The 16243-nt window shown below is 51.7% G+C and carries 13 protein-coding genes and 1 riboswitch; of the genes, 9 read left to right on the forward strand and 4 right to left on the reverse strand.

The window, feature by feature from the left end:
• The first annotated feature begins 9 nt into the window (after nucleotides 1–9).
• Nucleotides 10–603 (forward strand): GTP cyclohydrolase I FolE, encoded by a 594-nt coding sequence (gene folE / locus C1I60_RS09845; RefSeq protein ID WP_137061546.1) that lies wholly within the window; start codon nucleotides 10–12, stop codon nucleotides 601–603.
• 120 nt (nucleotides 604–723) lie between these two features.
• Nucleotides 724–1569 carry a lipoate--protein ligase family protein gene (locus tag C1I60_RS09850; RefSeq protein ID WP_137061547.1) on the forward strand — a complete coding sequence of 282 codons (846 nt, stop codon included), beginning with the start codon at nucleotides 724–726 and terminating at the stop codon, nucleotides 1567–1569.
• Between the two features lie 36 nt (nucleotides 1570–1605).
• Here C1I60_RS09850 and C1I60_RS09855 read toward each other — a convergent pair whose 3' ends face one another.
• Together C1I60_RS09855 and C1I60_RS09860 are read right to left on the reverse strand one after the other, a co-directional pair.
• Entirely contained in the window at nucleotides 1606–3006 is a 1401-nt protein-coding gene (locus C1I60_RS09855; protein WP_137061603.1) for a Fe-Mn family superoxide dismutase, read from the reverse strand.
• Nucleotides 3007–3259: 253 nt separating this feature from the next.
• Nucleotides 3260–4297 carry an alpha/beta hydrolase gene (locus C1I60_RS09860; protein ID WP_137061548.1) on the reverse strand — a complete coding sequence of 346 codons (1038 nt, stop codon included), beginning with the start codon at nucleotides 4295–4297 and terminating at the stop codon, nucleotides 3260–3262.
• A gap of 300 nt (nucleotides 4298–4597) precedes the next feature.
• On the opposite strand from C1I60_RS09860, the gene C1I60_RS09865 reads away from it, so the two are divergent.
• Together C1I60_RS09865 and thiC are read left to right on the forward strand one after the other, a co-directional pair.
• Nucleotides 4598–5341 (forward strand): IclR family transcriptional regulator, encoded by a 744-nt coding sequence (locus tag C1I60_RS09865; protein ID WP_137061549.1) that lies wholly within the window; start codon nucleotides 4598–4600, stop codon nucleotides 5339–5341.
• 107 nt (nucleotides 5342–5448) lie between these two features.
• A riboswitch (TPP riboswitch) is annotated at nucleotides 5449–5561 on the forward strand.
• Between the two features lie 183 nt (nucleotides 5562–5744).
• The gene (thiC, locus tag C1I60_RS09870) at nucleotides 5745–7532 is read left to right on the forward strand and encodes a phosphomethylpyrimidine synthase ThiC (protein ID WP_252361655.1); all 1788 of its coding nucleotides are present in this window, start codon (nucleotides 5745–5747) and stop codon (nucleotides 7530–7532) included.
• 104 nt (nucleotides 7533–7636) lie between these two features.
• On the opposite strand, the gene C1I60_RS24450 is transcribed toward thiC, so the two are convergent.
• A complete protein-coding gene (locus tag C1I60_RS24450) occupies nucleotides 7637–7789 on the reverse strand; it encodes a hypothetical protein (protein ID WP_010348453.1) in 153 nt (50 codons plus the stop codon).
• Nucleotides 7790–8298: 509 nt separating this feature from the next.
• On the opposite strand from C1I60_RS24450, the gene C1I60_RS09875 reads away from it, so the two are divergent.
• Nucleotides 8299–9135 carry a YitT family protein gene (locus tag C1I60_RS09875; protein WP_044646111.1) on the forward strand — a complete coding sequence of 279 codons (837 nt, stop codon included), beginning with the start codon at nucleotides 8299–8301 and terminating at the stop codon, nucleotides 9133–9135.
• 149 nt (nucleotides 9136–9284) lie between these two features.
• On the opposite strand, the gene acnA is transcribed toward C1I60_RS09875, so the two are convergent.
• Nucleotides 9285–11996: an aconitate hydratase AcnA gene (acnA, locus tag C1I60_RS09880; protein ID WP_137061550.1), complete on the reverse strand. Its 2712-nt coding sequence runs from the start codon at nucleotides 11994–11996 to the stop codon at nucleotides 9285–9287.
• Nucleotides 11997–12452: 456 nt separating this feature from the next.
• Here acnA and C1I60_RS09885 point away from each other — a divergent pair, with 456 nt between their 5' ends.
• The 4 genes from C1I60_RS09885 to C1I60_RS09900 all read left to right on the forward strand — a co-directional run bounded on the left by C1I60_RS09885 (nucleotide 12453) and on the right by C1I60_RS09900 (nucleotide 16220).
• Nucleotides 12453–13448 carry an amidase domain-containing protein gene (locus C1I60_RS09885; protein WP_137061551.1) on the forward strand — a complete coding sequence of 332 codons (996 nt, stop codon included), beginning with the start codon at nucleotides 12453–12455 and terminating at the stop codon, nucleotides 13446–13448.
• 73 nt (nucleotides 13449–13521) lie between these two features.
• Entirely contained in the window at nucleotides 13522–14610 is a 1089-nt protein-coding gene (locus tag C1I60_RS09890; RefSeq protein ID WP_137061552.1) for a D-alanine--D-alanine ligase, read from the forward strand.
• Between the two features lie 100 nt (nucleotides 14611–14710).
• Nucleotides 14711–15025 (forward strand): hypothetical protein, encoded by a 315-nt coding sequence (locus C1I60_RS09895; RefSeq protein WP_137061553.1) that lies wholly within the window; start codon nucleotides 14711–14713, stop codon nucleotides 15023–15025.
• Between the two features lie 277 nt (nucleotides 15026–15302).
• Nucleotides 15303–16220 (forward strand): inositol monophosphatase family protein, encoded by a 918-nt coding sequence (locus C1I60_RS09900; protein ID WP_170970772.1) that lies wholly within the window; start codon nucleotides 15303–15305, stop codon nucleotides 16218–16220.
• Nucleotides 16221–16243 lie beyond the last annotated feature (23 nt).

Below are 16243 nucleotides of genomic sequence, written 5' to 3' on the forward strand. Positions count from 1 at the left end.
AGGATTACTGTGGCTGGCGTAAAAGATTATATTAACCGCAAAGCTGCGGATAACCGGGATAAAATCGAGTACCATGTGGAGCAAATTCTACAACTGATCGGTGAGGACCCCAAGCGTGAAGGCTTGCTGGAAACACCGGCACGCGTAGCGCGCATGTATGAGGAGATATTCGCAGGTTATGAGGTTGATCCCCGGGATGCGCTGGGTGTAACATTCGACGAAAATCACGAGGAGCTTGTGATTGTGAAGGACATCGTCTATTACAGCCAGTGTGAGCACCATATGGCTCCTTTCTTCGGAAAAGTGCATATCGGCTATGTACCCAGTGGCAAAATTGTAGGACTAAGCAAGCTTGCCCGTCTGGTTGAGGCTGTAACGCGCCGATTACAGGTGCAGGAGCGCATTACGGCACAGATCGCAGATATTTTGAATGAAGCGGTCTCCGCTCACGGGGTTATGGTGGTCGTGGAAGGCGAGCACTTGTGTATGTGCGCAAGAGGCGTCAAAAAGCCTGGCAGTAAAACGGTAACATCTGCGGTACGCGGAACGTTTCGTGATGATGCGGCGCAGCGTGCAGAGTTCCTCTCGCTGCTTAAGGATTGACCGAACAGGCGTGACAGTGATGTGATGAATAAAAAGGGGGGTTACGCATATAGGCGTAGCCACCCTTTTTTGCTAACATGAGAATAGGTGGACGTTAGCTGCTTTGAAGGAGGATACAGTATGGAGAATGTACATATGCTAGCAGCCAAAACAACGGTTTTGCCTGATCTGCAATGGTTTGAAGCGCCACTCGTGACCACTCAGACGGATGTTTTGTCTCCACTGGCGTGGGAGGAACTGGCCTGCCGGCAAGTAGGGCAAGGAGCTGTGCCTGTTTTGCATCTATGGCGGCACCCGGCTGCGCTGGTGATCGGCCACCGGGACCGCAGGCTTCCGTACGCGCCGCAAGCGATGGAGCGTGTGCGGAACGCCGGAACCTCGGTATGCGTGCGTCCCTCGGGCGGAGCGGCCGTCATGCTGGACAGGGGGGTACTGAACCTGTCCCTGATCTTGCCGAATCCGCAGCGAGCGATCAGCCTGCATGAAGATTTTCGGCTTATGGCGGGGCTGATCAGCGATGCGCTGGCCCCGTGGTCCGCCGAGGCGCAGACCGGGGAAATCGCCGGGTCCTTCTGTCCCGGCGATTACGATGTCAGCGTCCGAGGCCGCAAGTTTTGCGGCATTGCGCAGCGGCGGCAGGCCAAGGCCTATATCATCACGGCCTTTGTGATGATTGAGGGCAGTGGCGCGGAGCGCGCACAGGCGGTGCAGCGGTTCTATGCGGAGGCAGCCGGAGCTGCGCCGACGGGTGTGCCGAAGCCGGATTATCCGCAGGTGAATCCGTCAACGATGGGCAGCCTGGCGGAGCTGGCCGGGGTGCCGTCGGTTGAGGCGTATACGGCATCGCTGCGCCGTGTAGTCGAAAGTCGGGCGGCGATTTTGCCTGCCGATGGCTCACTGGTGCAGCCTCAGGGACTGACAGAGCAAATGGCAGCACTTAGAGAGCGATACGATTTGCAGGTGTAGTGTGGAGCATGCGCTTAGCTACAGATGACTCTTAGCTTAGAACGGCTGCCATCTCAGCTTAGAGGCTTGGGCATAGCGTTTTTCCACCTCAGGCCAGTTCACGACATGCCACCAGTCCTCGATGTATTTGTTGCGCTCGTTCTGATGCTTTAAGTAATAGGCATGCTCCCAGACATCAATCGCCAGTAGTGGAATGGACTCCCATTGAGTCAGGTTCTGGTGCTTTTCGGCCTGCAAAATTTCAAGCCGTCCTGCACGTGGACTCCACGTCAGGATGGCCCAGCCGCCACCCTCGACCTTCTCGGCTGCCGAGCTGAATTGTTTCTTGAATGCCTCATAGCTGCCAAAGTCCTTTTTAATCTGCTCAGCCAGCGGCCCGCTTGGTGTCCCGCCGCCTTGAGGACTCATGATCGTCCAGAAAAGAGTGTGCAGATAATGGCCTGCACCGTTAAACGCCAGCTCGCGTTCCCAATGCTTCACAAGGTCAAAATCACCCGTTTTCCGGGCTTCCTCCAGCTTTTTCTCCGCTTTGTTTAAATCATTTACATAGCTTAAATGATGCTTGTCATGGTGAATGCGCATCGTTTTCTCATCAATATATGGCTCAAGCGCATTATAGGGATAAGGAAGCGGTGGTAAACGATGTCCCCCGATGGGAACAGGTCGGCCGGGTGAAGTTTTTTCCATTGCCGCAGGCTCAGTCTGGCTTGACTGCACGCCTTTGTCTTTGTTCGCCCACGGTCCTTCCCACCTCGTGCTGTCTGTCTGGCCTGTCTGCCGCTCTCGGAGCGCATCCTCGGGGTAATCCTCACCCTCTGCCGCCATATGATACAATGCAGTGGCCCGCGCAATGGAGCCGGGCTCCTGAAAGGGATTGGTCGATATCAGGAAATACTGGCTCTCATGTGCTGCATGCAGCACAATTCCGGTGGATTTTGGCTGCTGTCGTAACGCATGGCTGTGCTCGGTCAGCAGACTGAGCTGCCGTACATACTCCTGTGACTGGCGGTTTGCGGTTAGCAGCAATTCGTCCAGACGACGATTCAGCCCTTGTGAGACAGGCTGTGAATCTGATGTCACTCCTGCCGTTGCCTCAGTCGATTGTAGCCCTTCTGGCGCCGATTCTGACTCCGAATCTCTCGACTGTCCCGATTGCCCGGCTTGTGCTTGTGCAGCAGCCGACGACCGCTCCCATTGACGATGCCACGCCTGATCTGCCGGATCGAGGGCGCTTCGCTGCTCTTCAAGCAGCTCTATAGCGGTGCGTTCCGTCTGTTCGAATACCGTCCTCCAGTCATCCAGCAGCCGCACGTAGGCAGGCTCCAGGCCCTCTGTAGCGGACTTAATCACTTCCACATGCCAGCTTTCCTGCTGCTTCCAATGCCGGATTTCCTCCAGCACACGCAAGGGCAGGAAAGACCCGTAAGTACTCAGCATCATTTTTACCTCCCGTTTCCCACTATGGCTATCCGGGCTGGTTCCAAGAGCCTGACCCGGATGCATACGTACACAGTATATTCGCCGTCTCATCGGGAATATGTCTACAAACTCCCCCGATCTGGCGCGGACATGTAATGTGGGGCAATGATACATAGTTGGACGCAAAAAAGAAGCCTCGCTGCGGCTCGGGTTAAGTGTCCACAGACGGGCTTCTCCAGGTTGAAGGAATATGGCTTCTAAAATAGAACCCTTACTTCGTAGTCGTTTGTTTACTGGCATTAGCAATCGTTTTCTTATCCTCCAGCTCTTGAACACCGCTTAAAAACGTCGATACCCGCCGCAAATACTCACGTGGGTGCTCTCTAAAAATAAGCTCATGCAGTCCGTTTTTGACAATCCATACACTGGAAAGCGGGTTGGTTTGATTGGCAGCGAGCTTTTCCGCAATCGGGTAAGGGGCTTTTTCATCCTGCGTCCCATGTACGAACATGATCGGGAACGGATAGTTTTCCGCTTTGACCTCTTGATATGGAATCTGATGCAGGCTGGTACCATTCAAGACTGGAAACAGCAGCTCCAGAATTTCCAGAGACGGATGGCGCGGCAGATCGATTTGATTATGAATGTTATGATACAGCGTATCCGGCTCCAGTAGGAAGGTGCTGTCCAAAATCATGGCGTCCACATCCTTGGTTTGCAAGCCCGCCTGAAGAGCGGTTCCAGCACCCATCGAGAAGCCCCATACGATGATCTCCGAGGAGCCGCGTTGCTTCGCAAGCTGGATGGCCCCGAGAAGCTGCTGGGATTCCGCTTTGCCCCCAGTTGCGACGGCTTTGCTATTTTGTGATGCGAATCCGTAATCGAACATGACTACGTTAAAATTCAAACGGTGGGCATAATGCGCCAGATCATACATCGGAATCCAGCTTTCTTCGCGATTGGCCCCGTAACCGTGGCTGAAAATAATCGTTTTCTTCGATTGACCTGCCGGGATATACCAGCCCTGCACCATCCGGCTGCCGTCCTTGGCGGGGAAGCTGATTTCCTCGTAGGGCATTCCTTTGGCCTGCATCGGGTTCGAGTAGAGTGGCGCGACGGTTGGATTTGTCAGCACCCATGCGATATAGGCGTGCAGGGTAATAAAGCAAAACAATAGAAAAAATACGACCGACAGCAGCAAGGCAATGACCACATGCTTGATCCGCAATAGCCGGGGGTTGATCAGTGGGGTGGACGGCTCCTGGACAGCATGCTGTAGCTGAGAGCTGCGCTGGGATGTCGAAATCATGTAAGAGCCTCCTTCATATAAAAATGAACTTCGTTTCATAGAATATTAGGTACAATTCCACTTGAAATTGATAGTTTATGCCCGTATCGATACCTATTATCGTATGATGCGTGTTATCCAAAGTCAACGCTTGAACCGGAAAAGTAAAAATGATGCAAAGAATTGTCGATGTTTGTCCTCGTTCTGTAATATGGCTGTCACAAAAACATTGGTTTACAGTAGCCGCGATTATTCTATATAATTTATGTAACCATGTTTCATGGTGTGAAACGAATATGAAACAAAGAGGAGCGGTTCACAATGGAAGACCGTAAATTAACCGTTCGCGCCGTGGAGCGTGCGCTTGATATACTGATGTGTTTTACCGGAGATTCCGATCTAGGCCTAACAGAGATTGCTTCCAAAATTGGTTTACATAAAAGCACGGTTCATCGGCTGCTGGCTACGTTGGAGGATCGGGGCTTTGTTGTTCGGAATGCTGCAACGGAAAAATATCGGCTCGGCATCCGGATATGGGAACTGTCCACCCATCTGTCGCAAAGCGACGAGCCGGCGATCCTGTTACAGCCAGCCATGGAAGGATTGCGTGACCGTCTGGGCGAAACGGTCAGCTTATACCTGCGCGATGGCAGCATGCGTATCCGCATACAGGCCGTGCAGAGCAATCAGGCGATCCGTCGCGTTGCACCAGTAGGTGCAAGCATGCCGCTGGCTGTAGGAGCCTCCAGCAAGGTGCTGGCGGCCTTTATGCCGCCGCAGGAGCTGGAAGCCCTGCTAACCGGGGATGAATGGCCGCCCTCGGTAGATCCGGAGGTCTATAAGGCTCAATTGCAGGATATCCGCGAGAAGGGCTATGCGACCAGCTATGAGGAACGGGAGCCGGGCGCTGCTGCTGTCGCTGCGCCTATCGTGAATCGGAAGGGGCAGGTCGCTGCGGCCTTGTCTGTATCTGGTCCGGTTAGCCGACTAGCGCCCGAGAAGCTGCATGATTTTGCACCGATTTTAATCGAGGCAGCCAAGGAAATGGGGCTTATGCTTCCATAATCTTTGGAAAAAGGGACCAGGGAAGGGTTGCCAAAGCCGCAAATTTGAAGTAATCTGTTGGTGATGGCGGGTTGTCCGTTATAGCCGCCACATGAGAACAGAATTAACAGAGTTACTGGGGGAGCCTGTAATGCCGGGCTGAGATGGAATCGCACTAGATTCCGGACCCTTTGCACCTGATCTGGATCATACCAGCGTAGGGAAGTAATCGGCCATTGAAATGTATACGCAGCCGCTGTCTACGGCAACGCATCGGAGTATGTTTCCGCGTGCGTAGCCGTCTGGATAACGGTTTCGTTAGATTAGCCGGTTCCCTTGGGAACCGGCTTTTTTGCATAGATCAGCCAGCCTGGGGATGGTTCCGGATCGGTGTGTCATTTCATCGAAACGGGAGGAATGGACAATGAAACCGACAGAAACAGAAGGAACAGTAGGGAACGCAGTGGATGAACAGACTGGAGGGGTAAAGCCCTTTCCAGGGAGCCGCAAGGTGTATATTCAAGGCTCGCGGCCGGACATTGCCGTGCCGGAGCGTGAAATCGCGCTGCATCCCACACATACGCCACAGGGCACGGAGCATCATGAGCCGTTACGCGTGTACGATACGAGCGGTCCCATGACCGACGAAGCCTATCAGGTCGATATCCATCAGGGCTTGCCTCCATTACGGCGGGCTTGGGCACTGGAACGGGGCGATGTGGAGGCTTACGAGGGGCGCGCCGTCAAGCCGGAGGATAATGGGCTGAAGCCCGGCTCCAAACGGGAGACGGCGGAATTTCCCGGCGTCACCAACCGTCCGCTCCGTGCGCGGCAAGGGCGTAGTGTAACGCAAATGCATTATGCGCGGCAAGGGATCATTACGCCCGAAATGGAATTTGCAGCCATCCGCGAAGGAGTGGAGCCTGAGTTTGTGCGGCAGGAGTTGGCGGCTGGACGAGCCATCTTGCCTTCAAATATCAATCATCCGGAAAGTGAGCCGATGGTGATTGGACGTCATTTTCACGTGAAGATTAATGCGAACATTGGTAATTCTGCGGTTACGTCCTCCATCGAGGAGGAAGTGGAAAAAATGACCTGGGCTGTACGCTGGGGCTCGGATACGGTCATGGACCTGTCCACAGGCCGTAACATCCATACGACGCGTGAGTGGATCATCCGTAACTCCCCTGTGCCGATCGGAACTGTACCGCTGTATCAGGCGCTTGAAAAGGTGAACGGCGAAGCTGAGGCGCTAACGTGGAAGTTGTATCGTGACACGCTGATTGAGCAGGCAGAGCAGGGCGTGGACTATTTCACCATTCATGCGGGCGTGCTGCTGCGGTATATTCCGATGACGGCAAGCAGAATGACGGGAATTGTGTCCCGTGGCGGTTCAATCATGGCGGCTTGGTGCCTTGCGCACCATCAGGAGAACTTTTTGTACACGCATTTTGAAGAAATATGCGAAATTATGAAAGCCTACGATGTAGCCTTTTCCCTTGGGGATGGTTTGCGTCCGGGTAGTATCTATGATGCGAATGATGAGGCACAGTTTGCTGAGCTGGATACGTTGGGCGAGTTAACGCAAATTGCCTGGAAGCATGATGTTCAGGTTATGATTGAAGGGCCGGGACATGTCCCGATGCACAAAATCAAGGAGAATGTGGATCTGCAAATGGAGATTTGCAAGGAAGCTCCCTTTTATACATTGGGACCGCTCACGACGGATATTGCACCTGGCTACGACCATATTACCTCGGCGATCGGGGCGGCAATGATCGGTTGGTTCGGGACGTCCATGCTGTGCTATGTGACGCCGAAGGAGCATTTGGGCCTACCGAACAAGGATGACGTTCGTGAAGGAGTCATTACGTACAAAATTGCGGCACATGCTGCCGATTTGGCCAAAGGCCATCCACGGGCGCAGCAGCGGGACGATGCTTTGTCCAAGGCACGTTTTGAATTCCGCTGGCGCGACCAGTTCAATCTTTCACTCGACCCTGAGCGGGCCTTGTCCTACCATGATGAGACACTGCCAGCAGAGGGAGCCAAGGAAGCACACTTTTGCTCGATGTGCGGTCCCAAGTTTTGCAGCATGCGTATCACGCAGGACATTCGCGCCTATGCGGCGGATAAGGGGCTGGACACTGAAGAAGCGATAGCCGCCGGGATGCGTGAGAAGGCAGAGCAGTATCGTGATGCCGGGCAGTAAAAAATGCATAAATAACAAAAGCCGTGGTTCTCTACAGATGATGTAGGGGCCACGGCTTTTTAGCTTATGTAAAGCGAGATCATCCAACCGGATAAACGACTGCTTTATTTTTTACCCATTTTCTCATTCAAAATGTCCTGAAAGCTGAGCTTCTTCTCCGAGCTGTCTTCCTTCTTCTGCATACTCACTGCGTTGGCACGTTGGTATTGGTGATGAAAGGGCATCAAGGTATGTACAGTTAAATTCATTGTATTCATGCGGGCTGTTCCTCCAATTCCATTTTGTCAAATTCAGATTGAGTTGCTTAGGACGTCTGTATAGGACTATTTGTATGTACATGATGTGGTAATGCCATGTAGGTTGCTTGGTTATGTTGCAATCATTATAACCGCATTTTTTCAAAGTAAAACGCTTTTGACATAAAACAGGAAGATGGTCGTATGTGTCTAAAATGAGGATTAGGTGTATGGTCATTTTGAGGGAAAATGTGCCTAGGTCCAGAACAAGGGCCAGAGGCCCGTTTTCTCAGTTTAGTAGTCGGGATTGTGTTTTTTTGTCGAACATCCTTATATAAGTGAGGATTTTGCAAAATCCTGAAATCAATATGAAGTCAGTCTGGTGGCGAATTAAAGTGTCAAAGTTGTATTGACTTTATGTTTGGGAGTGGATACCATGAACTGGTTGTAAGCGTGTTTTAGCTACTAGAGTCAGCCAATCCATCTGGCGATTCATCCGTTGAAATGTTTGAGAAAGGACCAGGACATATATGAAAAAAAGAATTGCAGACATCGCATTTATTATTCTGGGTGCGTTTTTTTTCGCGCTGGCTGTTAATCTGTTTGTTATCCCGAATGAGTTTGGCGAGGGGGGCGTTACAGGGGTCACGATCATATTGTACTACCTGTTTCAGTGGTCCCCCTCGATCGTCAATCTGGTGATCAATGGATTGCTGCTGATTGTCGGATATAAATTTTTGGACAAGAGAACGACCCTGTACACCGTCATTGCGGTTGCTTTTAACTCGTTGTTTTTACATTTAACGGCCAACTGGCGGATTGATTCGCATGAGCCGACGATTAATGCCGTATTTGCCGGGGTTTTGGTGGGGATCGGGATTGGTTTGATCGTGCGGGTGGGCGGGACAACAGCGGGAACGGTTATTTTGGCCCGGATTGCCAACAAATATCTGGATTGGAACATCAGCTATGGCTTGCTGTTTTTTGATCTGATTGTTGCATTTTCTTCCTATTTTATTATTGGCCCGGAAAAGCTTATGCTGACCATCGTTATTTTGTACGTCGGAACGAAGGTTATGGATTTTATGATCGAAGGACTGAACCCGAAAAAAGCGGTCATGATTATTTCGGAGCATCAAAATAAAATTGCCGAGATGGTCATTACCCAAATGGATCGGGGAGTTACCGTCCTGTCAGGCCACGGTTACTACACGAAAAATCCGAAAGAAGTTCTGTATATCGTCATCAGCAAGCAAGAGGTGTCAGCGCTTAAAAAGATTGTGAAGGCTATCGACACAGCGGCGTTTATCACGATTCATGACGTGCGGGATGTATTCGGAGAGGGCTTTTTGGATATTTCGAAGTAACTGGTGGTGCGAAGGCAATTTCATAGGAGACATAGATTGGAAGTCGGTCCTGAGGGATCGGCTTTTTTGTTTTATATAGATAAAAAAATACCCCCGATTCGCAGATAGAGCTGCAATCGGGGGTTCTTCACATATGACGTTAAAAAAACTTAGTCTGCGATCATTTGACGCAATACGGTTTGCAGAATACCGCCGTTGTGGTAGTAGTCGATATCGACGGTGCTGTCCAGACGGGCAGTGACCGGGAACTCGAACTTCGTGCCATCCTCGCGTTTGGCTACAACGGTAAGCTCTTGACCCGGCTTCACGTCATTGTCGATGCCGAGAATATCAAACGTTTCACGACCGTTCAGACCCAGGCTGGACCAGCCGTTGCCTTCCTGGAATTGCAGTGGAAGCACACCCATACCGACCAGGTTACTGCGGTGAATCCGTTCGAAGCTTTCTGCAATGACGGCTTTGACGCCCAGCAGAAGCGTACCCTTCGCTGCCCAGTCACGGGAGCTGCCTGTACCGTATTCCTTGCCGGCAATAACGATCAGGTTTTGATCGGCTGCCTGATATTTCATAGATGCATCGTAGATGGACATTTCCTCATCTGTCAGCAAGTATTTGGTCACGCCGCCCTCGGTACCCGGAGCCACGTTGTTGCGAATACGGATGTTAGCGAACGTACCGCGCATCATGACCTCATGGTTGCCCCGACGAGAGCCGTAGGAGTTGAAGTCCTTGCGCTCTACGCCATGCTCCTTCAAGTACAGTCCTGCCGGGCTGGAAGGGGCGATGTTGCCTGCTGGTGAAATGTGGTCCGTAGTGACCGAATCGTTCAGCAAGGCAAGCACACGCGCATTACGGATTTCCTGGATATCCTGTACACCATCTTGAAGTTTTTCAAAGAATGGCGGATTTTGAATATAGGTTGATTTTTCATCCCATTCATACAGTTCGCCTTCAGGAACCGGAATGGAATTCCATTTTTCGTTGGCAGTGAACACATTCTCGTATTTACGACGGAACATATCCGGGCTGAGAGACAGGCTGATCGCTTCCTTGATTTCCTCGGAAGTGGGCCAGATGTCTTTCAGATAGACCGGCTGATTGTCGTGATCGTAACCGAGCGGATCATTCACCAAATCAATGTTCACCGTACCTGCCAGCGCATAAGCGACGACCAGTGGCGGTGAGCCGAGATAGTTGGCTTTGACCTGCGCATGCACGCGGCCCTCAAAGTTCCGGTTACCGGAAATGACAGCGCCAACCGTCAGATCGTTGTCTGTGATGGCCTGACTTACTTCGTCAGGAAGCGGACCGGAGTTACCGATGCAGGTCGCGCAGCCATAGCCAGCCACATGGAAGCCGAGTGCTTCCAGCGGACCGATCAGCCCGGCTTTTTGCAGGTATTCCGTCACGACAAGGGAGCCCGGTGTCAAGCTGGTTTTAACATAGCCCGGCTTTTTGAGCCCGCGTTCTACTGCCTTTTTGGCGAGCAAGCCTGCGCCCAGCATAACGCTTGGGTTGGAGGTGTTCGTGCAGCTTGTGATCGCCGCAATTACGACTGCGCCAGTACCCAGCTCGCTGGTGGAGCCGTCCGGGTGGGTCAGCGGAATCTTCTGTTCGATCTTTTCATCACTCAGTCCGTAGCCGCCTTTGTCCACAGGGGTACGGATAATGCCTTCAAAGGTTTCCTTCATGCGACTAAGCTCAACACGGTCCTGTGGACGTTTGGGACCCGCAAGACTCGGTACAACCGAAGCCAAGTCCAGTTCAATCGTATCGCTGAACACAGGGTCCGGCGTATCGGATGTGCGGAACATGCCTTGCGCTTTGTAATATTCCTCTACAAGACTCACTTGCTCATCAGAACGTCCGGTGCTGCGCAGGTAAGCCAGCGTTTCCGCATCGACCGGGAAGAAGCCAATCGTTGCGCCGTACTCCGGTGCCATATTGGCAACCGTTGCACGGTCAGCCAGGCTGATGTTAGCCAGGCCGGGTCCGTAAAATTCCACGAATTTGCCGACTACGCCTTTTTTACGCAGCATTTGGGTTACCGTAAGCGCCAGATCGGTGGCGGTAGAGCCTTCTGACAGACTGCCTGTCAGCTTGAAGCCGATAACATCCGGTGTGACAAAATACAGCGGCTGCCCCAGCATACCCGCCTCTGCCTCAATCCCGCCGACGCCCCAGCCGACGACACCCAGACCGTTAATCATCGTCGTATGGGAATCCGTTCCGACGAGGGAATCCGGGAAGACGACGGTTTCGCCGTCAATAGTTTTGGTGGCGGCCACGGATGCCAGATACTCCAGATTGACCTGATGGACGATACCCGTGGACGGTGGAACAGCACGGAAGTTGTTGAACGCCGTTTGCGCCCAGCGCAGAAAACGGTACCGTTCCTCGTTACGCTCAAATTCTACATTAATATTATAGTCCAGCGCTTCGCTGGTACCGAAAGCATCAACCATAACCGAGTGGTCGATAACGAGATCGACGGGTACGAGCGGGTTGATTTGTTTCGGGTCGCCGCCCGCTTTTTTCACAGTATCGCGCATGGCTGCCAAATCGACAACCACCGGGACGCCGGTGAAATCCTGAAGCACGATGCGTGCGGGAATGAATGGAATTTCCTTGTTGGTGTCACGATTCTCAGCCCAGCCTGTAAGCTGCTGCACATGCTCTTCTGTAATCGCGCGTCCATCGAATTGGCGCACAGCGGCTTCCAGCAACACTTTAATGGAAAAAGGCAGCTTGGCGATACCGCTTTTTCCTTGTTCCTCCAGTGCCTTGAGACTGTAATAACGGTAAGGCTTGCCGTCAACTTCGAGACTGCGGGCAATGGAGAATTGATCTTTTCCTGACATAAGTATTACCTCCTTATAGTAGATGCTGGGGGAAAATAGGGATGTCGTTTTTTCGACGTCTTGCACAGTTGGCTTAAATTGGTTGCGCTCTCATGAAAGCAGCATAGCTGATCTGAAGAATAACCGATTAACCTATAGATAACAGTTATTTTCATAATAGAGCAGAAGACGATTTCCAATGGTTTCATTAGATGAAACTTAATTTCAAAATAATGTTTCTGAATTAAGTATACCGTTTTCACTCGATTCCGTAAAGTTTTTTTGGCCTAATTTATGCGCCGAAGCCTGGAAAATAAAACGTTTCTCTTTCTCGTGTTCCAGTGCTCATACCAAGCTTTAGAGATTCATACTTATAGATAGAGAGCCATACCAGGCTATAGAGGAAATGAAGAAAGCTATACGGTATTCCCGCTATCCCCACACAAGGATTGGCGGGACGGAAATGGAGGGACAGGGATGGGGGAGCGGGAATGGAAGCAGGCCCTTTTTGCTTATGTGAACCAATATAACCGGAGTGAGGTGAACGGCGCTCCGCAGCCGGATGAATATCTAGAGGTAGGTCAGCGAATGGAGCGTGCGGCCCGCACGGCTAGACTGGAACAGTGGTATAACGAGCGGAACGCCGTTCCCTTACGTAGTGAAACACGCGCCAAGCCGCTGCGAATAGTGCAGGATACGCCGGAGGAGGCTGTGGTGGATGTACAACTGCATGTCCGGCTTTTTTACGAAAAAGGCGGGATGACTCACCGGGAGGATCGGATTGAACGGGAACGTCTGACGTTCACGCGCGAGGGGGAAGCCTGGCAGGTGGCAAGAATCGAGCGTGATCCTGCAGAAAGAAAGCCGGCGGGGGGAGAGGTTCCTTTTGAACAGGCTTCGTTTAATCAGGGAGGGAATCTGCCGCTGCTGAATCGCGGTGTACTCGGCTTTGGCTCATCAGCACGCCCCAGCCGATATCGCCGCGAAGAGGCGGCAGCCTATGCGGATCAATGGTGGGATAGCTTCAACCCGGAGTTTGAGGGTTTTGATGTGGATTGTACCAATTATATCTCGCAATGCCTCTTTGCAGGGGGCGCACCGATCCACTATACTGGTAAAAGAGAATCGGGCTGGTGGTACAAGGGACGGGTCGACGGACGTGAGCTGTGGAGCTACAGTTGGGCAGTTTCCAACAGTCTGGAGCGGTATTTGGGCTCCAGCTCGTGGGGGTTGACCGCCGAGCAGGTGAGCCGTCCGGAGCAGCTTATGCTGGGGGACGTCATTTTTTATGATTGGGATGGTGACGGCATCTTTCAGCACAGCACGGTGGTAACGGCCTTTGATGCGGGCGGCATGCCGCTTGTTAATGCGCATACGGTAAGCTCCAGGCACCGTTATTGGGACTACAAAAATTCGTATGCGTGGACGGACAACACGGTATATCGCTTTTATCACATCGCCGACTATTTTTAAATGAGATGATTTATAGCAGGTACAGTGACGCAAATCAGGCACAATGACGAAAGCAGGAAAGCGGAGGATAGGCATGGCAAAACAAAAATTGACCGTAGGGCTAGTGTACGGCGGCAAATCGGGCGAGCATGAGGTTTCGCTGCAAACGGCGTATGCGGTACTGAACGCTTTTGATTATGAGAAATACGAGATTATTCCTTTTTATATTACGAAGGCTGGCGATTGGCGCAGAGGGTCGCTGCTTGACGCACCTTTGGCTTCTGTAGAGCAATTGAAGCTGGAGCGCGCAGAGGGCGGTACGAAGGCGGCATTAGATACGTTGTTCGGTAAACTGTACGGAGAGCATACGCTGGATGTGCTGTTTCCGCTGCTGCATGGCACCTTTGGTGAGGACGGAACGATTCAGGGCTTGTTTGAAATGGCGGATATGCCTTATGTCGGTGCAGGAGTGCTGGCTTCTGCCGCAGGGATGGACAAAGGCGTCATGAAGAAGCTGTTTGAGCATGCCGGACTGCCGCAAGTGAAATACTGTTATTTTAATAGTACACAGTGGGCGCATACCAGCCATGATTTGGTGCGCAACATGGAAACCGAGTTAGGGTACCCGTGCTTCGTCAAGCCGGCGAATCTGGGATCAAGTGTCGGCATTTCCAAAGCTACTAACCGGGAAGAACTGGAAAAGGCAGTCGAGCTGGCTTTGCAATTTGATCTGAAGGTCATTGTGGAGGAGTATGTCGATGCCCGCGAGGTCGAGGTTAGCGTACTCGGCAACGACGAGCCGATTGCTTCGGTACCCGGTGAAATTGTATCGTCCAGCGACTATTACGATTATGCTGCCAAATACACGGACGGCCAATCGGAAATGCTCATTCCGGCACCGTTGGACGAGGAAGTGGCGGATCGTATCCGTGAAGCCGCATTGCAAGCATTCCGCGCTCTTGAAGGCTGCGGGATTTCCCGTGCCGATTTCTTCGTCAGACGTTCCGACGGACATATTCTTATTAATGAAGTAAACACGATGCCAGGCTTTACGCCGTTCAGCATGTATCCATTGCTGTGGAGAGAAACAGGCGTATCCTATCAAAGCTTGCTGGACCGCATGATTGCACTCGCACTGGAGCGTTATGAGCGCAGGTCTGCGCTGCATTACGAGAATTCATAAAACGAACCAGGGGGGAGCTGATCACTCCTCTCTTTGTTCATATACACGGTATACAGTCAGGATTTGTAAAAATACTTATCACGAAAGGTGGCGGCTAAACATGGGCTTTCAAACCGAATTTAACTCGGTGTGCAAATTCAAAAGCGAACAGGAATTGTACGAACTGCTGGAATACGGACGCGGCAAAATGGTTAAATCCGGTCTGCGTGTGTTCCCTACAGGTCAGAAGGTCATCGCTTACAGCGTGGACAATGAGGCAGTAGCCATCGTGCAGATTGTCGGCTGTATTGCCGAAATCAATTTTCAGGGCGACGAAGTGACCGAGGTTGAAATGATCCTCATTCGTAAGCTGAATGAAGAGGAAGCCAGAATTCAGACCGCATTGGCAGATGAAATGTTTTTCGGAGCGCAATAGACAGGTCAAGGACAGATGAATGCCGAATCAGAGAGTTATGCTGGAAGCCAAAAGCAAGGATGAAGCGTGTTCGGGCTGATGAAGGAACTGCGTGCGTGTATGAGAAGGTGACGGAGTGAAGATGCTAGATGGGGATTCGCATAAATTACGCCTTAAAGAATAGTGTTCGGCGGATAAGTTCCCAAATAGAGAAACTTTATGGAATATATTGTGTATAATAGATTGTATAACTAGAAAAGCGGTACTTTAACAGAGATGGTTAAGAGACTGTGCTGTAATGCAGCTTCGTAGACCACGTAACAATGATATAGAAAGTAGAGTGAACACGTTGAACGAACATGAAAACGAAAAGGTTCCCTATATTGTATCAGGAAAAAGCTATACCGCCGTGGCCATTAACGCAGCATCCAAAGCCGGGGAATGGATCAAAAGCAGACTGGGCACCGTTGAGCAGTTAAGCACCAAGCAATCCTCGACGGACCTTGTGACCGAAGTGGATAAAGGTGCGGAGCAGATGATCCGCAGACTGATTCTCACGCATTTTCCCGACCATGCCATTTTGGGCGAAGAGGGGGTAGAGCCAGGTGCCGAGGCATCGGCCCGTGCATTGGAGGCTGCTCGTGAAGAGGAATATTTGTGGATTATTGATCCGGTAGACGGCACAACTAATTTTGTTCACAGCCTGCCGTACTACAGTGTATCTATCGCCTTGGCCCACCGTGGAGAGGTGATTGTCGGTGTCATTTATGATCCGTCCCGCGACGAAATGTTTGTGGCTGAAAAAGGTAAAGGCGCGTATGTGCATGGCAATCCGATGAGGGCATCCAGAGAAGAAACACTGGGAGACAGTCTGGTGTGCATCGGCTTCCCGCCGGACCGCACTTTTGCACAGCCGCTGAATATGAAAATAACGCAGGTTCTTACGCCGCAGGTACGAGGCATTCGGGCACTCGGCTCGGCAGCCCTGCATCTGGCTTATGTGGCATCGGGACGGTTGTCAGCCTATTGTGAAATCGGTTTGAATGCCTGGGATGTAGCAGCGGGCGCTTTGCTGGTACAGGAATCGGGAGGAACGATCACAGATACGCTCGGCAGACCTTATGACCTTAGCGTGCGACATATTGCAGCTACGAATACAGCTATTCATTCTCAACTCATTCAAGTACTGAAAGAAGCAGATGCAACTGGGTTATAATACATCTATATCGCTTATCGCTG

Source organism: Paenibacillus terrae (assembly GCF_005217525.1).
Taxonomy (GTDB): Bacteria; Bacillota; Bacilli; order Paenibacillales; family Paenibacillaceae; genus Paenibacillus; species Paenibacillus terrae_C.